Origin of the sequence: Fibrobacter sp. UWR4 (assembly GCF_003149045.1) — a bacterium.
Classification (GTDB): Bacteria; Fibrobacterota; Fibrobacteria; order Fibrobacterales; family Fibrobacteraceae; genus Fibrobacter.
Genome location: NZ_QGDU01000046.1, coordinates 1 through 20101, shown reverse-complemented (window position 1 = coordinate 20101; position 20101 = coordinate 1). Strand labels below are relative to the sequence as shown.

General features: G+C 46.2%; 15 protein-coding genes. 8 read left to right on the top strand and 7 right to left on the bottom strand.

Annotated elements, in window-relative coordinates; translation table 11 throughout:
- Window positions 1-186: transposase (locus BGX12_RS13925; RefSeq protein WP_146196363.1), on the top strand; the 186-nt coding region annotated here is incomplete at its 5' end.
- Window positions 187-237: 51 nt separating this feature from the next.
- Complete coding sequence (locus tag BGX12_RS13920) at window positions 238-660, top strand: adenylyltransferase/cytidyltransferase family protein (RefSeq protein ID WP_109736646.1); 423 nt, start codon at window positions 238-240, stop codon at window positions 658-660.
- A gap of 100 nt (window positions 661-760) precedes the next feature.
- Here BGX12_RS13920 and BGX12_RS13915 read toward each other — a convergent pair whose 3' ends face one another.
- Together BGX12_RS13915 and BGX12_RS13910 are read right to left on the bottom strand one after the other, a co-directional pair.
- Window positions 761-1834: an alanine--glyoxylate aminotransferase family protein gene (locus tag BGX12_RS13915; protein ID WP_109736644.1), complete on the bottom strand. Its 1074-nt coding sequence runs from the start codon at window positions 1832-1834 to the stop codon at window positions 761-763.
- Window positions 1835-1848: 14 nt separating this feature from the next.
- Window positions 1849-3192 (bottom strand): Gfo/Idh/MocA family oxidoreductase, encoded by a 1344-nt coding sequence (locus tag BGX12_RS13910; RefSeq protein ID WP_109736643.1) that lies wholly within the window; start codon window positions 3190-3192, stop codon window positions 1849-1851.
- A 147-nt stretch (window positions 3193-3339) separates the two neighbouring features.
- On the opposite strand from BGX12_RS13910, the gene BGX12_RS13905 reads away from it, so the two are divergent.
- Window positions 3340-4440 carry a glycosyltransferase gene (locus BGX12_RS13905; RefSeq protein WP_109736642.1) on the top strand — a complete coding sequence of 367 codons (1101 nt, stop codon included), beginning with the start codon at window positions 3340-3342 and terminating at the stop codon, window positions 4438-4440.
- 5 nt (window positions 4441-4445) lie between these two features.
- Here BGX12_RS13905 and BGX12_RS13900 read toward each other — a convergent pair whose 3' ends face one another.
- Window positions 4446-5684 (bottom strand): CotH kinase family protein, encoded by a 1239-nt coding sequence (locus BGX12_RS13900; RefSeq protein ID WP_109736641.1) that lies wholly within the window; start codon window positions 5682-5684, stop codon window positions 4446-4448.
- Between the two features lie 12 nt (window positions 5685-5696).
- Window positions 5697-7802, bottom strand: coding sequence for a polysaccharide biosynthesis tyrosine autokinase (locus tag BGX12_RS13895; protein ID WP_109736640.1), 2106 nt, complete (start codon window positions 7800-7802; stop codon window positions 5697-5699).
- 264 nt (window positions 7803-8066) lie between these two features.
- On the opposite strand from BGX12_RS13895, the gene BGX12_RS13890 reads away from it, so the two are divergent.
- The 5 genes from BGX12_RS13890 (at window position 8067) to BGX12_RS13870 (ending at window position 15862) form a co-directional block, all read left to right on the top strand.
- Window positions 8067-8813 carry a hypothetical protein gene (locus BGX12_RS13890; RefSeq protein WP_146196362.1) on the top strand — a complete coding sequence of 249 codons (747 nt, stop codon included), beginning with the start codon at window positions 8067-8069 and terminating at the stop codon, window positions 8811-8813.
- 66 nt (window positions 8814-8879) lie between these two features.
- Entirely contained in the window at window positions 8880-11162 is a 2283-nt protein-coding gene (gene sppA, locus BGX12_RS13885; RefSeq protein ID WP_109736645.1) for a signal peptide peptidase SppA, read from the top strand.
- Window positions 11162-12274: a hemolysin family protein gene (locus BGX12_RS13880; protein ID WP_109736638.1), complete on the top strand. Its 1113-nt coding sequence runs from the start codon at window positions 11162-11164 to the stop codon at window positions 12272-12274. Before sppA ends, BGX12_RS13880 begins: the two co-directional genes overlap by 1 nt.
- Before the next feature lie 19 nt (window positions 12275-12293).
- Window positions 12294-13430, top strand: a complete 1137-nt coding sequence (locus tag BGX12_RS13875; RefSeq protein ID WP_109736637.1) for an acyltransferase — start codon at window positions 12294-12296, stop codon at window positions 13428-13430.
- A 179-nt stretch (window positions 13431-13609) separates the two neighbouring features.
- A complete protein-coding gene (locus tag BGX12_RS13870; RefSeq protein WP_109736636.1) occupies window positions 13610-15862 on the top strand; it encodes a glycosyl hydrolase family 8 in 2253 nt (750 codons plus the stop codon).
- A 97-nt stretch (window positions 15863-15959) separates the two neighbouring features.
- Here BGX12_RS13870 and BGX12_RS13865 read toward each other — a convergent pair whose 3' ends face one another.
- The 3 genes from BGX12_RS13865 to BGX12_RS13855 all read right to left on the bottom strand — a co-directional run bounded on the left by BGX12_RS13865 (window position 15960) and on the right by BGX12_RS13855 (window position 19867).
- Entirely contained in the window at window positions 15960-16871 is a 912-nt protein-coding gene (locus tag BGX12_RS13865; protein ID WP_158278266.1) for a polysaccharide deacetylase family protein, read from the bottom strand.
- Window positions 16872-16981: 110 nt separating this feature from the next.
- Window positions 16982-18274 (bottom strand): polysaccharide deacetylase family protein, encoded by a 1293-nt coding sequence (locus BGX12_RS13860; protein ID WP_109736634.1) that lies wholly within the window; start codon window positions 18272-18274, stop codon window positions 16982-16984.
- 201 nt (window positions 18275-18475) lie between these two features.
- Window positions 18476-19867, bottom strand: coding sequence for a sugar porter family MFS transporter (locus BGX12_RS13855; protein ID WP_109736633.1), 1392 nt, complete (start codon window positions 19865-19867; stop codon window positions 18476-18478).
- Between the last annotated feature and the right edge of the window lie 234 nt (window positions 19868-20101).

The following is a 20101-nucleotide window of genomic DNA, read 5'->3' as shown; positions in this document are numbered from 1 at the left end:
GGCGTGTCAAACGCAAGGATCGAGGCGACGAACAACAAGATAAAGCTACTGATACGGACTGCCTATGGCTTCAGGAACATGAACAACATGCTGTCGCTGATAATGCTGAGTTGTTCCTATGTCGATGTAAAGATAGCCTACGAATGGGAATCGGAATCGAGAGAATCATCTAGCAAGGCTGCCTAAATGCTACCACACATGTTGATGATGCCTCTAATTATTGCTATTTTGATAGGTATGAAGAAATATAAAGTTGGTTATACTGTTGGTGTTTTTGACTTGTTTCATGTGGGGCATCTAAACCTTTTGGAACGTTGCAAGGAAATGTGTGATGTTTTGATTGTTGGTATTTGTGATGACGCCTATGTTCGAGATGTCAAGCATAAGGATCCGGTTATTCCTGAGGGTGAACGGTGCAGGATAGTCAATGCGTTGAAGTGTGTTGATTGGGCTGCCATTGTTGATTTTAAAATCACAGACGATAAAATGCTTGCCTATGAAAAGTTTCATTTTGACGTGCTGTTCTCTGGTGACGACTGGAAAGGTTCCGAACGTTATCTTAGAACGGAAGAACAGTTCAAACCGTTGGGCGTGTCCATAGAATACCTTCCTTATACGAAAGGTGTATCCACAACGGACATTAAATCAAAGCTAGGTTAGAATCTGTTTAGAATTCTCTAAAGTTGATGGGAGTACCGATGGTTTTTCAGGTGTTCGTTTGGATCTGGCGAGGTGTGGGAAATGCTCACGTCGGTCTTCTTTAAATGACGCCTTTCTTCTGCAAGTCCTTGAAGGCTTCGATCAATTTGTCGTAGTCTGCGGTGGTTAATGCGCCGATGTGTCCTACACGGAAAATGGTGTCCTTCATTTCGCCTCCGTTAGGGCATACCCACATGCCGTATTCATCCTTAATCTTTAGGAAAATGTCGTTGGCCGATGCTGTAGTGGGATGCAACGGAGTCACTGCGTTGGACAGAGATTCGGAAACAATTTCAAAGGGTAAACCCTTGATTTGATCACGGAAGTATTTTGCTAGTGCTGCAGTACGTGCAATCTCTGCTTCTACACCACCGTTGGCGTCAATTTCCTTTAAACGAGTGTGAATCTGACGGAGGATGCCTACTGCGGGAGTCCACGGGGTCTGGCCTCGTTCGGCATTCTTCAGAGCGAGTTTCAGGTCCAGGTATTGACACTTGCACTTGGTTTCTTCGATGCGCTTCAGTGCTCTGGGAGAAAGTGCCATGACGGAAATGCCCGGCGGGCATGCCAGTGCTTTCTGAGATCCGGTAATCATGATGTCTGCGCCGAGACCTGCCATGTCGAAGGGGTCTGCAAGGAATGTACTGATGCAGTCAACAATCAGGAACATGTTGTTGCGTTTGCAGAAATCGCTGATGAGGTCCATGTCGTAGTGGACGCCCGTAGAGGTTTCGTGCTTGTTTACGATGAAGGTGGTGTAGCCCTTGCCATCGTATTCTGCCAGGTGTTCTGCCTTCAGGGCCTTTCCTGCATTCAACTTGATTTCGGAGAAGGGAATTTCGTGAAGTTCGCAGAGTTCCACAAAACGGTGGCCGAAGCTTCCGCCGTTAACCACAATGGCCTTGTCGTTTTTGTTCAAGGTGTTCATGATGGCCGTTTCCATGCCTGCAGAACCGGAACCGGTGATAAAGACAACCTTGGAATCGTCAGATGCCTTTGCAAACTTTTTTACCAAGGCTTCGTTCTCCAGCATAAGCTGGGAAAATTCGGCGGTACGGAAATAGGGGACCTGTTCTGCACCTACAGCGCGAACTGCGTCGCTGGACTGTACCGGACCTACGGTAAAGTTGATCATAGAAATACCTTCCTTTAAATCTCGAAAAAGTTTTTACGTTGGCTGAACTGCTCCATGATTTCTGCCATGCAGATACTTTCTCTGCGGCGCAGTCTTGCCGTACTGAACCTATGGTTGTAGATGCAACTGATGAACTCCTGGATTTCATAGCGGAGTCCGAAGCCATCCCATTTGTAGAAAAACTTCTTGTTGTTGTTGGCATCTTCGTAACGGAGCTCAAAGTAGTCTGTTTTCCACCAGGGGGCTGGAACATAGGCATAACCCTTGGTTCCTGAAATGACCAGGTTGCCTTCGGTCTTGACGCCAAGACCGACCTTGAATGAACATACGGCCTTGGGGTAGCGGATGACACCCTTGGTATGGACGTCTACGCCATTTTCCATGCGGGAGAAAAGCTCTATGCTCTCGTAATTGATTCCCATCAGTTTCATGATGGGGAGAAGGGGATAGGATCCCTGCTCGAACATCGCCCCTCCTGCCTGGGCCGGATCGAATTCACGTCCGCTCTTGTCTAGCAACTGGGAGAGAGAGGCTTCAATATCCACCACTTCACCAATCAGCCCGGACTTGATCATGACCATCAGATGATTGAAGGCGGGACAATGGGCGGTCTTATTTGCTTCCATCAGGATGACGCCCTGTGTTTCTGCCAACTTGTAAAGTTCCTTGGCTTCCTGGAATTTCAGTACCATGGGGGTTTCGCAGAGAACGTGCTTTCCTGCTAAAAGAGAATTCTTGATGTTTTCGTAATGTGCTAGATGGGGCGTTGCGACGTAGACTGCGTCTACGTTCTTGTAAAACTCATCTAGGTCGGCATATGCCGTTACCCCGTCAAAGGACTTGGCGTAGGCCTGGCTGACTTCGGGTTTGATGTCGTAAGCTGCGGTGATGGAGACTCCATTGACCACATTCGCTTCGCTGGGGAATCGATTGGCGACCCTTCCGCATCCGAGAATGCCGACCTTTACGGTATCCTGGGTTTCCGAACGGAGCATAGTGGAGGATATACCCTCGGTACGAGGCAAGTAAACCACCTGGCAGAATTCGTTCAGGTAGTCAAATTTCCCTTCCCAGTCGGAACCGATTGCAAAAATATCCACGTCATATTTCTGGACGTCATCGATTTTCTGACCGACGTAGTCTTCTATGATAATCTGATCTGCCAGACCGGTTGCTTTTACGGCTTCTACTCGTTCCAGAACGTTATTACGTACGTTCAACTTGCCGCGGTCGCGGTCAAAGTTGTCGTTGGTGACGCCTACGATTAAATAGTCTCCCAGAGCTTTAGCTCGTTTTAGGAGGTTGATATGCCCTTGATGAAGTAAGTCGTAGGTTCCGTAAGTAATTACTTTAGTCATTGTATTCTTCTTTTAGTTTTGCATATCGTATTTTGAATACAAAAATATACAAAAATGAAATGATAGTCCCTAAAAGGCGTTCAATATACAGGGGAAAAATGCTATCATTGAGATGGTAAGAGATTTGTAGAAATTGGGTGCCCTAATATGAAAATTCTTGAAGTTATTTTTTCGTTAACTCCGGGCGGCGCAGAGCGTTTTGTGGTGGACCTTAGCAATGAATTGTCTAAGGCCGATGAAGTCGTCGTCTTGACTCTCAAAGATGATAAGGTTGATCCTGAAAATAGAACCTTTTACAAGTTTGATCTTTCGACACGGGTGACGTATAAGAATCTTGGACTTGATGACGGCTTTAATCTGAAAAAAATTATCCAGGTTTATAAAGCAATTCGTGCAGAAAAGGCTGATATTGTCCATCTGAATCTGCGAAATGTTCCCAAGTATTGTATTCTAGCCATATTGTTGTTGCACAGAAAGACGAAATTTGTGCAGACTATTCATAATGATATGTCTGGTTATAACGAATTGTTCTATCGAATCTATTTTGAAACCATAGGTCGATTGAAGTGGGTACATTATGTTGCCCTTTCTGACACAAATTACAAAGACTTGAAGAGAATGCATCGCCATACGGATGCCTGTTGCATTGTAAATGGGCGTGCTAAGGTTGCTCCTACGGATCAGTTCAACAATGTGAAGGCTGAAATAGAATCTTATAGGGAGACTGCTTCTACAAAAGTGTTCTTACATGTGGCTCGATGCGGATCTCAAAAGAACCAGGATTTACTAGTTGATGCCTTTAATGTTTTGGAACAAAAGGGCCAAGATGTGAAGCTTCTCATTATTGGCGCTGGTTTTGATAGCGAAAGAGGTCAGCGCCTTTTAGGAAAGGCTGCCAAGAATACCTTCTATTTAGGTACAAAAAAGAATGTCTGCGACTATATGCTGAATTCGGATTTGTTTACTCTGTCTTCTGCATATGAAGGAATGCCAATTACGTTGCTGGAAGCTTCTCTTGCGGGAATTCCCGCTGTGTCTACGCCTGTTTGCGGTGCTGTTGATATGATTGTGAATGGAAAGAATGGTTACCTAAGTAAGGATTTTACTTTGGAAACTTACGTTGAAGCTCTAGAAAATGCGATTGCAAATTTTGATTTTATCAAGAATCTTGCTAATGAGATGAAGGAAAAGAGTCCCTTTACTATGGAAGCTTGCGCAAGAAAATACAGACAGTTCTTTGAACAGTGAGTTGTTTATTGAATTTGGTTGTTAATCCAGTCAATTCTTTGGCTAATCCAGCTTTTTAATGAGTCTACAGCTTCTTGATGAGAACTGTAGGCTTCTTTATATGTCCAGTTTTCTGTGTTTTCCAAAACCGGCCATCGTTTGAACTCGTTGCTGGAAGGCTCTTTCAATATTTGAGCATAGTAATCAAGAGAGTCATTAATTGATTGAAATACGGGTAGATTCTTTTTCCAGTAATCTTTCGCTCTGTTCCATACTAACGAGTTGTTAAAGATCAGTCCGTTCCAGCCTGATGGACGGACGTACCAATCAGTGGCTGTGCGTAGGGAATCTGCGGTCCAATTTCCATAGGCTACATCAAAATCCCATACAGGTCCATACTTGATTTTATCGCCTTTTTCCCAGGTGATGTAAATACTTCTGCGAAATGCTCCATCTAGATTTTTGGAAAACTCCTGGATCCAGTAGTAGCGCATAAAATCTTCCATGTCTATCCAGTCGTCAATGGGCTTTTCCGTTCTGTATTTGGAATCGCGGAGATAGTATTCCCAATTGTTAATGTGCCTTGTAACGAACTGTTTTGAACTATCGCTAGGTTCTTTGGGATATTTGATAGTGAATTTTGTATTGTAGCTAGAAAAAATGTTGATGTCATTTTCCTTAGGAGTTGAACCTAACTCCAAAAGATAACTGAAATCGCCTTCAGTAAGAGAAACCCTATCCGAGCTAACTTTTACAGTTTCGGAAAGAAGGTATACTCCTAAATATTGCCTATTTAGATAGAGTTCTACGAATTCCGCTCTTGGGGAATATTCGTCCCCTAACCACGATGCTAATTTGTATGTGATGAAGTTTTTGAGAAGGGTTTTGTCCGCTGAATTTGCGATAAGTGCCCATTCCTTGTCTTTGGGCATTCCAAGTAGAGATTGTTTCTTGTTGAACTTCAACTTCATGCCCCATTTGGGCATTCCTGTAAAGCTGGAGTTTCCTCTGCCTCGAATGTTTAATTCAAGGATTTCGCCTTGAGGTCCCCGATCCCCGTAAATCTGGAGCTTTGCTGGGATAAGAGTTTCTCGATCCCTGATTTGTCTGCCAGACTCTGTTTCGATTACTAAACGGGGAATACCGGAGAACGGAAAGGCGGAATCGTCTAAAGGAAGGTAGTTGTCCGGACTTTCCCCATTATCCCAAACGCATGCGTTTAGGACTAAGGAGAAGAGAATGGGTAAAATCGGACAAAATCGCATAAGCTACTGCGATTAATACTTGCCGTATTTGTATCCGTATCCGTCAGCGTGGCTGTGTTCGTACTTGTTGATGACGAAGCTTGCGTGCGCACTGTTGTTGCCCTTGAGCAGGTGTGCCATGCCATCCTTGATAGCGTTGATGCTATGCTTGTTGTATTCGATGACCATGACTACCTGACTTGCAAAGCGGCATGCCAAGGCTGCGTCAGTGACTAGCATAATGGGAGGTGTATCTACGATAATCAAGTCAAATTGCTTTTCCAGAGATTCAATCAGTTCAGCGTAATGTTTGGAACCGAGAATTTCAGACGGATTCGTGGGCGACTTTCCACAGGGCATAACATAGAGGTTTTCCACTTCAGTTTCGTAGGTAACGTCTTGTGCGTTAATTTCTCCCAAAAGAATTTGAGAAAGTCCCTTGTCACGAGAAAGACCGAATTCCTTATGCAGACGGCCCTTGCGGAGGTCTGCGTCAATGAGGAGGACCCTCTTGCCCAAACCTGCGTAAAGAGCTGCCAGATTCACGGAGATAAAGCTTTTGCCAACGCCCGGAATCAAACCACTAACGCCGATAATCTGACGCATGGTGTCATCCATGCTGAATTCCAGTGAACTGCGCAGGGCACGAAGGGATTCCACGGCCACATCGTCTGGTTCTACCACGGCAAGAGGACGGGTCCCCTTAGTGCCGTTGGGATTGCCTTTGGGAACCTTGGCGTAAACACTGTAGCCTGTTTCACGTTCAATGAAGTTTGCATCCTTGACGCCGCTACTTAGCTTGCTCTTGATGGATACGATGGTTGCGCCAACTAAGAAGCCGATGAAGAGTGCCACCAGGAGAATAATCTTTTTCTTGGGCTTGGTGGGCTTGTTTACGGGTTCTGCAAAGTCAATGATTCTGACAGAGCCAACTTCACCTGCAGAAACGAGCTTCAACTGCTGGATGTTGTTCAGCATGGAGGTGTACATGATCTTGCTCATGTCCACTTCGTTAGTCAGTTTCAACACTTCCTGCTGGGTTGCGGGAAGACGACGGGCTTCGCTAGAATTTGTGGAAAGTTCACGCTTCAAGGCGTTTTCTTGTTCTTCCAAAGTCTTTACAGTGGGATGTTCCGGCTGGAATAGGCGGATGGCGTCCTGCTTCTTTTGCTGTAGAGAAAGCAAATCCTGCTGCAACTTGGCGCGCTTTTCCAAAACGATTCGGGTTTCTGCGTTAATGTCTACAGAACCGACACGATTGCGGTAGGTGTTGAACTTTAGCAGGGAACTATCCATCTGGGCTTTAACTTCGGGGAGTTGTTTTTCCAGGAATTCCAAAGTCTTCTGAGCTTCGGCGTTTCTCTGTTCTACGTTCTGGCGGAGATAGTTGGTTGCGATTTCATTTAGAACTTCGGTGGCACGATCCGGATAAATGTCCTGGTAGGAAAATTCCAGGATGCCGGTTTTCTTGCCACGTTCCTTGACTCCAAAAGCATGTTTGAATGCTTCAATGGATTCGAGTCGTTCCACTTGGCTTAATTCAAATTCCTGACCAGCTCTGGCAATCATCCTATAGACGCTGAGAACGACTGTGTCCTGGCCGTAGGGAATGTGGTAAGTCTGACTTACCTTACCAGAGGTTACAACTTTTTGGTGGTTGTGGTCATAAACTTCAAAGGTGGTGCTATCAATTACCTTAGCAATCCAAGGATCGTGCTTTTCTTCCTTGGGCATGACATTTCCCGGAACAATGAACTGGTTCAGTTCCATACGTCCTTCCTTGTGAAGGAGACGGTCCAGTTTATTGGTCGGGGTGGCGACATACTGCAGATGCATCTTTTCTACGGCATCGCCAATAACCTGGCGGCTGTTAATCAATTCAATTTCGGTTTCTGCGGGGCTTGCAGAAGCGAATAAACTGGCGAGTCCGCCCATCATGGAGGCGGCGGGACCTTTGCTGTTTTTGTTCTCGATTTGAAGAAGGGCGTCTACCTGGTATATGGGGCGAATCCACATTGCAACGATTACGCCGACAACGCCTGCAAGGAAAATGCATGGAATCATTATCTTCCAGTTGTTCAGCAATTCCTTAAAAAGATCCAGAATATCGGTTTCTTCTTTTTTACTTGTCGATGCCATGTCAATCTCTTGAGTTTAATGAAATAAAATCTTGAGTTAATGTGGGCTAAAAATAGAAAATCAAAAAAGACTTTGTTTTTTTACAAAATGTTAAATGCCGTTTATTCATGAAAAAGAAGCTGTGAAAAGATGTTTAAACTTGGAAAGTTTTTGTTATTTTTATTTTTTTCGTGACAAAACGTTTTTGCTTACATTATTGTGTTTTTTTTAGCCGCTACCGTATTTCTGTTGCTTTGTAACCTTTCCTTTGCAAAGGAAAGCGTTTTGCCTGTACAGTGGCCTTCCACTTCTGTTAAATTCAGCTTCCTTGGCGAACTTCTGGACGATGTATACAGTGCTGATGTGGCCTTGGCTGGCGAATATGCTCCCTGCAATTGTTTTAGTATTTATGGGGATTTTTCTTATCGTTTGACAAGCATCGAATTCAACACCATGCTGCACGATCAAATTCACGAAATGCTGGATTTGCAGGTCAATGGTTTCAACGAATCCTATCTGGGCATGAAATTTATGCCATATCCGTTCCTCGGGGTTGATGTAAGTTGGCGCTTGCCTCCTGGGGAAGGTTCCCAGGTGAACAGGTTCCATAGGCTTGGTGTTGAACCGTTCTATTTGTATCCTTTTTCTAAAGGTCTGCTGCTGGGTGTTGCCGCTAGTTATTATACCTTTCTTGAAGATGATGACTTCCAGCCTGGGGATGAACTGGGGGTGAAGGCTTCCATGGAATGGCGCGTGGCTTGGGACTATGACGATCCTTCCGGATGGTTGTTCGATTACGTGTTCCTGTATCGCTGGCGAATTCAGGAATCCCAAAACCTGTCCATGAGCAAACCATATCAAGAGATGAAAGACTTGTATCGGGGCTTTAGAATGCGTGTGGATGCGGGTCGTTATTTCTCTGTGAAGAAGGGGTCTCTTGGGGTGTCCTTATTCTATGAAATGAATCGTGGTTATTTATTCGGTATGGAAACCGGACACTCATTGGGACTATATACAAAGTATTTATTTTAGAGAATAGTAGGGTTGCTTTTTATGATTTCCAATTGCAGATGCTTTTATAGGGTAGCTTTGATCTTGATGGGCCTGGCAGGTGTTGCGTCGGCCTATATTCCTGGCGAATCCGGTTTTGTTTCCCTGGATAACGAACATGGTGTTTGGGGAAATCCCGCTGGTCTTACTGCACTGGGCTCCAGAGGTGCTTTGGTCTCTTATGACTATGATAACGAGACTACGGATTTTCGTGTTGGAGGCAACTTAGACAATTGGAGCGCTGGTTTCCGGTACACCTTTGATAGGGATCATCATAATGAAGCCCGCTGGAGTGTGGGCCATGCAAGTACTTTTTTCTCCAATACCTTGTTTTGGGGAACTCGTTTTTCTGGCTTGCGTAGTTCTGAATTTAAAGGGACTGAATGGAGTTTGTCTCAGGGAATCATTTATCGTCCCCTAAATTTCCTGTCTTTGGGATACTCCACGGAAAATTTGTTGTATGTAGGTCCTCAGTCGCCTGATCGAATTCTGAATCTTGGGGCTACGTTGCGAGTGAACAACGCCTTCAGTGTCAGTTATGATGTTGAAAATCTTGAAAACCATCGACTGTTATTGGAAATGGGGGCTTACGGTTTCCGTTTTGGTTTTATGGTCCCGATTTATGGGGATGAAAAGGAATGGCGTCTTTCTGTCTCTACAACTCTTGGTGGATATAGTGATTTGGCATTGCATGTGTATGATGATCTCCTGCCTAAGGGGGGTGTTTTCAGCTATCACTCTGCCCGCAGTCCCAAGACATCCATGCGTGGAAAAATTATCCGTATCCCCCTGGATATGGATGTGACGGAAACCTCCGAAAGTATGCCCTTCCTCGGGGAACGTTCCATCAATATCTGGAAGGTTCGTAACCTGTTTGAACATATTTATCAGGATCCTTCCTGCGGACTTGTCATTCTGGACTTCTCGAACTATCGTGGCAATCTGGGTATTTCCAGCGAAATTGACGCTGCCGTCCGGAAACTGAAGGCGAAGGGTGGTTTTGTCATTTCCTACGTGGATGATATTCGTCCAGCGGTTCTGATGGCATCCGCCCATGCGGATCGCATTGTGGCTGAACCTTCTGCACACTTTACCTGGCGAGGTCTTGGGGGAGATCGCCTTTATTACAAGGGCCTATTTGATAAGCTAGGTGTTAAGGTGGAATTCCTTCGTCATGGGAAATACAAGTCTGCAGTAGAACCTTATGTTGCGGATTCCATGTCTGTAGAAGCCCGCAGTGATGCGGATTGCCTTTACAAGGATTTATGGTGGATGATTGAAAAAATCATTGGCCTGCGTTTACCGGGTGACGAAGAAAAGAAGGTTGCTTTCCTGGACTCCTTGGCTTCAAATCCTGTCATTACCGCAAAGGCTGCCCAGAAGGCGCATTTGATTGATACGACCCTCTATATTGACCAGGTTCCGACATATACTCTTAAGACTCTGTTTGGCCTGGATGCTCCTTTTGCCTATGCGTCTACCTGGCGTCCCATGAACAAGAAAGTATTTGATGAACATTGGGGTGCCCGTAAGGAAATTGCGGTGCTTAATATCGATGGTACCATTGATAACCGCATGGAAAAGAAGGTGATGGATGCCTTGCGAGAACTTCCAGGAACGGATGCGAGGGCATTGATTGTTCGAGTATCTTCTCCCGGTGGTAGCGCTATTGCATCCGATAAAATTTGGGGCGCCATACGCCATGTCAGTGAAAAACTGGGAATTCCTGTGGTGGCGAGCATTGGAAATGTTGGTGCTTCTGGCGGATACTACATTGCCTGTGGTGCCGATTTGATCGTCTCGGAACCATTTTCCATTGTGGGAAGTATCGGTATTTATGGAGGCAAAGTGGATGCATCTGGCTTGCTGAACAAGTTGGGTATTCGCAGTGAATCCGTAAAGAGTCATCCCTATGCAGATGCTCAGTCCTTTAGTAGTCCTTGGACTGATGTGGAAAGGAATGCGCTCCAGGAATACATGGATGATTTCTATGATCGCTTTACAGGTGTTGTTTCCAAGGCCACGAAGATTCCTCAGGGAACGGTGGATTCTCTGTATGGGGGTGGCCGGGTGATGTCTGGCTTGAAGGCTCGTGATGCAGGTCTTGTCCATCGTTTAGGAGGTATTGATGAAGCAATCCTTGCTGCAAAGGAATTGGCTGGGATAAAGGCTTCTTCTGAAGTGAAAATTCATCTATTGAATTCGGATGATGATTTCGTTATTCCTTCGATGAAGGCTAATACTTCCCTTAATTATATCGTGGATTTCCTGACGCATTTGGAACAGGTCAAATTCTGGGCTATTGAACCTATGTTCTGGGGTGTTGAATAATGCTCTATATTGTACTTACCGTTTTGGGATGTCTTTCTATTTCAGCCTTCTGTTCCGTGACGGAAGCGTCTTTCTATAGTGTACCTCCTGCAGCGATAGAACTTCTTGAAAAGCAGAAAAAATTTACCTCCAAATACATGACTCATGTGAAGGATAATATTGACCGTTACATTGCGTCTGTCCTGGTAGTAAACACTATCGCCAATACGGTGGGGGCTTCTCTTGCGACTGCTCTTGCTGTCAAAAATTTGCCTCCTGCAGGTCAAGTGGCGTTGCCGATTATCCTTACCATTCTGATTTTGCTTTTTGGCGAGATTACCCCGAAGACTTTGGGTGTGAAACAGGCTAAGGTGGTTGCCCCGCTGGTGGCCGTTCCCTTCTATTATATCACGAAGATTCTGTCCTTCACGGGACTTATCTGGCTTTGCCTTACCCTCACCAAGCATTGGACTCGTGAAACCGAGGAAAAGAAGGAAGTGAGCATTGATGATATCAATAGCCTTGTCAGTCTCGGACTTCGCGAAGATGTGATTGATAGGCAACAATCTGTTGTCATTAAGAATATTCTGGCTCTGAAGTCCATTCCTGTCCGTAAGGTGATGACGCCCCGTCAGGTGGTTTTCTCCCTGGATGCAGACAAAACGTTGGGGGAAACTCTGGATGAACGTGGCAACTGGCCTTTTTCCCGTGTCCCGCTTTATGAAAAGAATAAGGATAACTGGATTGGTGTAATCCTCCGTCGCGATGCGTACAACAAATTGGCCGAAGGGAAACGCGATGTCAAACTTCGCCAGTTGATGCGTCCTATCCAGCTTATTCCGGATTCACTCACCTTGGACAAACTCCTTCTTCGCTTCCTGAAGCAACGTGGTCATATTGTAGGCGTCGTGGATGAATGGGGCGCTATTGCTGGCGTGGTAAGCCTGGAAGATGTCCTTGAAGAAATTCTCGGTCGAGAAATTGTGGATGAGTATGACGAATCCGTAGACCTGCAGGAATCTGCCCGCAAGCGATCCAAGGCACTGGCTAGCATGCGGGAACAGCGTCGTGCGGTAACGCGTACTACTGCGGCACTTGCCCGCGAAAGTGTGGAACGACCGGAAACGGATTAATTTCTAGATTTGCGAGCCTATGTCAAAGTCCGCCTATTTTCCCGCGATTGATGGCCTGCGTCTGCTGGCTTCCCTGAACATTGTGTTCTTGCATCTGGCGTCCTCTAGCGCCTTTGACTATGCTGCAAAATATACCTGGTTAAAACCCATTGTCAGTGGACCCGCCTTTTCAGCAGGAATGTTCTTTGTGTTGGCCGGCTTCTTGTTTGCCAGTAAGTTTAGCGATCCCGACCGTCGTATTGCGGTAGTGCCCTTTATGTTCAGTCGAATTGCGAAACTATACCGTCTGCATTTTATTTGTACCGTATTGATGTTTATCGCCCTTGCGGTCAAGTTTCATGGGGTGGAAAACTTGTCCCATCCGGTTCGTAGTCTGGCTTTGCATCTGACTTTACTCTGGTCTCTTGTGCCTGAACTAGGGATGAAGCTGAATGAACCCTCCTGGGCTTTAACCGGATTCTTCATTTGTTATGCCTTTACTCCTGCCGCGGCCAAGTTCTTTTTCAAGATTAAGAATGTAAAGTGGCTGTGGGTCCTATTTTTTATTTCCTTTATTCCGGGGATTATTCAGGGGTTGATTTTTGGCTGTACCACTTGGTATTCCCCTGATTACGGTATCCGTTTCCGTTTTTTCCACATGTTTCCCGCAATGCATGTGTGTGAATACTTTTTCGGCATGATTATTTTCCGCCTCTACCAGGAACGTCAATTTGCTTTTCTGGAAAAGAACTTCGTAGCCGGGTTCTGCCAGGCGTTTCTTTTGATCGTTCTGTATATTACTTGCTATGCGGGGCAGAACTGGGTGCATCATCAGGCTGCCTATTTCATTGTCCGCCATTCCGCGCCCATTCTTATTACAGGTCTTTTTATTATGAGTCTTATTCCCGCCAAGGGGTTCCTGGCTCGACTTTTCTGTATTCCCATTGTACGTACGGTGGGAAGGGCTTCTTTCTATCCTTATTTGCTCCATTTGCCGTTGATTACCATTGGTTGGGGAATTACCAACATGAATACGCCTCAGGCGACAGCAGTTCTCGTTGCCTTCCTGTATACGGTCAGCCCTCTTTATCTGAACTTCAAGACGAAAAGAAAGAAGGCTAAATTGCAAAAGGAAACTGTTCTTGTGAACGAATCGGGAACAAAAAATAACTTGTAAACTTTAAAAAACAGACTTGAGTAAATGGATCATTTTAAAGGAAAAAGGCGATTTAACGCCTTTTTTTGTGTGTCTGTTTTTTTATGCAACGGATTTATTACATACCAAAGGGTATGTGATTTTTTCAATTCAAATTATATTTAGGGGCGTTATAAATCATATAACGTGGAAGGTTATAAATGAATAATATCTTAAAAGTAATGTTGGGTGCAACTTTGTTGACCTCTGTTGCTGCAACAGCAGGTAAGTACCCGTTCCCGCAGAATATGGCTAGCCCCCACGGCTACACTGTTCCGTTTGCAGATACCGACATGATCAAGGCTCATTACAGTACCTGGAAGGGCGCCTGGTACGATGCCAATCAGGGCTGGATTCTTTCTCCGGAAGGCACCTGCTCTACCGTTTCCGAAGCTATCGCTTACGGTATGTTGATTACCGTGTACATGGACGACGAAACCATGTTCAAGAAGCTGTATAGCACTTGGAAGTCCAACAACGCTTCTGCTGATGGCCTTGGTGGTATGCACTGGCGTATTGGTTGCAGCGGTGGTACCGGTTCTGCAACCGACTCCGATATTGACGCAGCCCTTGCTCTGGTCCAGGCTTCTGCCCAGTGGAGCAACTCCCAGTATCTTTCCGACGCAAAGAGCATGATCAACTGGATTGAACAGAATGACTTTAACAACACTCAGCTGAAGCCGGGTTCCCAGTGGAATGACGCTTTCAACCCCAGCTATGCAGGCCTTGCCAACTTTAAGCTGTTTGAAAAGGTTTCCGGAAAGTCTTCCTGGTCCACTCATCGTTCTGATGTCGCTAAGGACTTGCTGGCTTGCCAGAACTCCAAGACTGGTCTCGTTTCTGACTGGTGCTCCTGGGGTTCTCATCAGCCCACCAAGACTTCCGCATCTGTTGCTCAGACCGAAGACGCAGGCTTCTTTGATGACGCTGCACGTACTCCGTGGCGCACCGCTTGGGCTTACTACTGGTATGGTGACCAGGATGCTCTGTCTTTCAACAAGAAGATTGCTAACTGGCTCATTCCTGAAACCAAGACTGCTAGCGGCATCAACTCCGGTTACTATGTAAACGGTGAAGCAGAATTGTCCGACAAGCGTCGCTTCGTTTCCTCCACCTTCTCTGGCGGCCTCGGCTTGGCAGTTTCTTCTCTTGCTGATGACCAGTCTGCAAAGAACTACATGGAAACTGTTTATAAGGTTCTTGCTAACCTGACCAGCTGCAAGACTGCAAATGGTTGTGGTGAAACTGATGGTGGCGAAAAGTACTATCCGTCTACCTTGAACCTCCTTTACCTGTTGCTCATGACTGGTAACATGCCTAACCTCTATGATATGACTGGTTTCACCAAGTTCACTCCGGATCCGAGCCTCATGCGTTCTTCTGATTCTGGCGTTGATGGTGTCCAGCAGAAGCGTGGTGATACTACTGTTGCCATTTCTGGTTTCTGGAACTGGGGCGCATATCACGACAAGTATGCTGAAACCGGTACCAAGATGTCTCCGGACTCTGGTTCTTCTCCGATCTTCCTCCGCGACGGCGCTTACTATGCTGACGCTGTGATGGAAATTGGTCCGGAACCCAAGTGGACTGAAGATAAGGCTAAGGTTTGTAAGGATACCCCGGCGAAGTGTGAACTGAAGTATCCGTCCGCAGGTATCGCCATGTCCTTCAACAAGGCTGAATCCGCTGTTGACCTGACCAAGCTTGGTGTTAAGTCTCTCCGCATTACCGCTAAGGTGGAAGGTCCTATCCGTATTGCTCTCCTGAATACCGCAACTGTCGAAGCTGGTGGCGAACCGGGTATGTTCCTGAAGGAAAGCTCTGATTATGCAGTTACCCTTATCGATATGACTCCGGATGGCTTTGGTACCAAGGATCTTGACATTCTTGACTGGGTGAACGTTGGTAAGGCACCTGGTGGTCAGGAAGTTCTCCAGACTGCTAAGGGTCTGAAGTTCGAAGTGAAGGATGCAAAGGGTGGTTACGGCGCTATCTCCGTGAAGTCTGTTGAATTCCTGGATGCTAGCGGCTCCGTAATCGATCCGTCTAAGATTACTGGCATTGTTATTTCTGCAAACCCGGGTGCAACCGATCCTTCCAATCCGGGCACTGTTGACCCGTCTAACCCGGGTACCGTTGATCCGTCTAACCCGGGTACTGTTGATCCTTCCAATCCGGGTGACATCATCGGCATCGTCGCAGGTGCTGTTGCTGCCAAGTCCAAGATTGCAGTTGCAGGTCAGCAGATCCAGATTACCGCTGCTAACAACACCGCATTCGCAGTGTTCAGCATGCAGGGTAAGGTTGTTGCTAGCGGCAAGCTCGCCTTCGGTAACGCATCCATCGCAGTTCCCAGCAAGGGAGTCTACATGGTTCGCATTGGCAACAAGATCAGCAAGGTGAACGTGAAGTAAATCTGACTAGCTTTCCCCGACATAGTCGGGGATTAGTGAAATGCAAAAGAAATCCCTCGGATCAATCCGAGGGATTTCTTTTTTGTTTCAAGCGGGTTTAAAGGATGATTTCTAATGCTTGGTCCATAAACTCAATGGTATAACTACCATCACTGTTCTGCTGGATTTCATTGCCTTTTTGGAACACCTTACTGTTACCGTCTACATTTAACCTGACTTTCATGGATATGCTTGAGGGCATCCTGGAATGAGGGCTTTTCCATTGGATGGATAATCCGTCATCGCTTTCTTTGGCAGTTGCTTTTTTTAGAGCGAATGCTGCCCTATGATAGGCGCCTACGACTCCGAATGGGGCTATCCACATATCCAAATCAATGGCCTGCTGCATAATTTCTTGAAGATCACTAGGATTGATGGAATAGTCGTTGTTCTGGTCTTCATCAACGCCGTGATTCATGTAGATGATCCATTCCCCTGCGGCTTCGGTGTCGCGGGCAATTTGCCTGAATTCATCCACAGTGTTCAAGGACCGTTGCCATGCCTTGGAATCCATGGACAGCCAATTAATTTCCTTATCCCAGGTAATGCGGCCATAACCGCGACAATCGCGGCTGATGTAATGTTCCTGGCCGATGATTGCCTGGACTTCCTCATTGTTGTCGCAATAAGGTGTCCCGAATACATTGAACGGTAAATCAGGCATCTGTTTTTTAAGGAATTTTTTGTAATCCAGAATTTCCCGGCGACGATCGTCGTCGCTTAATTGCGTCAGCTTGGGGTGGGTTTCCGTATGGTTTCCCATTTCGTGACCGGCCTGCGCCATCTGCAAAAATTTGCCGTAATTGTTTCGGAAGTACCAGCTGTCTCCGGTCAAAAAACAGGTGACCTTGATTCCTAATTTTTCTGCCAGGGGGAAGAGATTGGTAATGTGGCTTTCGGATGCGTCGTCAAAGGTGAAGCTGGCTGCAGCTTTATAACCATTCCAGGGAATTGCAGTAATAACGCTCATGAGTACTCCAAAGTTTTTGTCAGGAGTAATATACCGCATTTATTCCCGAAAAAATCGTCGAGAATTCAATTTGGGGTTTACAGGAGTGTACTGACTTTTCAAAACCGCTTTTAGCGGAATACTTTTCTCGTTACAGGTGCGAATCCGGGGGCTGCTGCACGGATGATGTAAGCGCCTTTAGGCTGGTGGGCAGGAACTTCAAAGCCGTTTGTTTCGCCCAGTCGATTGCCCTTCATGTCCATGAGGGTGTAAGTAATGTTTTCGTTGGGGGCGAGGCTAACCTGCTTCTTGATGGAAAGAACGCTGTAGGGCTTCATATTGGCGCTTTTGCTTGCCTTACGGATGGTTACCTGTTGGGAGGCAAATTCAATGGTGAAAACGCCATTTTCATCGGGATAAATCGTATTTCCATCCTGTTCAAGAACGATGCTGTCGTCCTGTCCGAAAGTTTCTTCGATAAACTGCGGAGTCAGTTTTACCTTCATGGGAATGCTCTTGGGCATATCCTTGTGGGGCATTTCCCAAGTTACGGTGTATTTATCGTTGCCTTCAGCAACTGCCTGGGCTGCATCCAGTGTGAAATGAGCTCTGTAGTAAGCTCCTACGGTGCTGAACGGGGCTACCCACATATTGTTTTCGACAGCGTGCTTGAATGCGTTTCTCATTGCTTCGGGAGTAATGTGATTTTCGCCCATGTAGGACACGCCATGGTTCAGGAGCACAACCCAAGCGGGGGACTTAACGGGATTGTACCACGGATTGGAGCTGGTGAAATCTCCGATGTAGGCGGCGGTATCCAGGGCCTTCAGGAGATCCTCTTCGGCATTGGGCCAGGAATACCAGGCTCTGGAATCCATGTCTGTCCAGCGAGGTTCTTCATCCCAGTTATGCCGGCCGTTTCCCCAGGAGCTGCGGTTGATAAAATGACGTTCGTTGACAACTTTGGAAACTTGTTCGCTGTTGGCGCTAAAGGGAAGTGCGTTGGAGGTAATATTCACGTCTGCACCATAAGAATTCAGGACTTGCTGAATTTCGTTGGCAAAATCAATCACTTCCTTGCGAAGATTGTTTTCGCTCAGACTGGTAAGGTGCTTGTGATTATTGGAGTGGTTGCCGATTTCATGTCCCTGCCTTGCAAGGTAGGCAAATTCAGCACCGTACAAATTAAGAATATCGGCTCCCATATTGGAAAGGAAGAAGGTAACCTTTACTTCGGGCATTTCTTCCAGCATTTGGGGGAGGTGTTCAACTTGAAAAACACCGTCATCGAAAGTGAAGCTGGCGGCTCCGGAGTAGCCGTTCCAGGGGATGGTTTGGAACGGATTTGCAGCCACCGCGGGCATGATTCCGCAGGCGAACAAAAGTACGCCCACCCATGCTCTGATGTTAAAAAATCCGCTCATAGTTTTCTCCAAATTCCTATGTAAAGAAAATTACGATAAACTTACAGACTTTTGGTCAAAAATCTGTTTTTCATTTATTACAAGATGTATGGTTCGTGCGGAATAATTCAAAAGCCCCCTGCAGCACGCTAGGGGGCTCATTATAAATGCGTTTTTTGTAAAATGACATATTCCAACTTGGAAGCTAATTTGCCGATGGATTTACATTTCCTCCAATTCCTTTCCTTTGGTCTCCTTGACAAACAAGGCTACGAAGAAGAAGCTGATTACTGCAAAGATTGTGTATATCAGGTAGGTGGGGCCTACGCCTATGCCGTTTCTGCTAGCGAGAATGGGGAAGGACCAGCTAACTAAGAAGTTTGCTCCCCACTGGGCAAGTCCGCAAACAGCGATTGCCACGGCACGGATGCGGTTGTTGAACATTTCGCCGAGCATGACCCACATGACTGGCCCCCAGGTGGCTGCGAAAAATGTAACATACAGGTTTGCCGCCACAAGCGCGATAATGCCGCTAGAACTGGAAAGGGCGCCGTTGTCTGCTCCAAAAATGAAGCATCCACTTAAAGTACTTAACGTAATTGCCATGCCAAAAGAGCCGATAAGGAGTAATGGCTTGCGTCCAATTTTGTCGATTAGAAGTATGGCGATGATGGTCATGGTCAGGTTGATTCCGCTGGAAACGAGGCTGGTAAGGAATGCATCGCTTTCGCCAAAGCCCACACTTTGCCAAAGCATGGTGCCGTAGTAGAAAATTACGTTGATACCAACGAACTGCTGAAGGATGGCAAGGCCTATGCCGGCCCACACGGCGGGGACTATTCTTGTTTTTCCGTCCGTATATTCCAGAAGGTCGCAGAGTCTAGCGGGTTTTTCATTTTTGAAAGTTTCCTGGATGGCGATGATTTCATCATCCTGGTTATTGTCGCTAATTCGGGAAAGGACCTGCCTTGCTTCATCTAGTCGGCCAATGCCTATAAGGTAACGCGGTGATTCTGGAAGGCGGGTTGTTGCCAATCCGTAAATGAGGGCCGGAATGGCTTCAATCCAGAACATGATTTTCCAAGCCTCGAAACCAAATATGTTTAGGCTTGCAGAACCCGCTGTACGTACGACGAGATAATTGGAAAGAAGGGCTGCAAATATGCCGATTACAATGGCGAATTGTTGCATAGAACCAAGACGTCCGCGTAAGTGTGCGGGGGAGGTTTCTGCAATGTAAATTGGTGTGATGATGGAGGTGACTCCAATGCCAACCCCTCCGATGAATCTCCACATGATAAAGTCACTAAGGCCGAAAGGAAGCCCAGAACCGATGGCGCTGGCGACGAAGAGGAATGCTGCTACCATCATACAGTGAACTCTGCCGATTTTATCGGCGAGACGCCCCGCAAAGTAGGCGCCGAGTGCCGCACCCACCAGGGCAAAGGAAACTGCTAAACCTAACTGCATGTCGTTACATCCAAAGTAATCTTTGAGAGCGACGTTTGCCCCGTTGATGACAGAAGAATCAAAACCAAACAGAAATCCGCCGATAGCTGCGGCTAGGGTTATGGTAATGACGTTTGCGAGATGGTAGAACTTCTCGTTAAACATAATTGACCTCCGGTGAATTGAAATGTCAAGGCCAATATGTAAAAACAAGGATTTCACCTGCAAGGGTGTTTTTTACCGTGAAAAAAATATAACTTGCGCGGATTCTCATCGTCAAGTAAATCCGATCTAGGCTGAAAACAAAAAAAATCCCTAGAAAGTGAATTCTAGGGATGGTTAGGTTTCTAACTTGCGTTTTCGACCAAGAAAAGGACAAGCGATGAGACTTAACCGAGA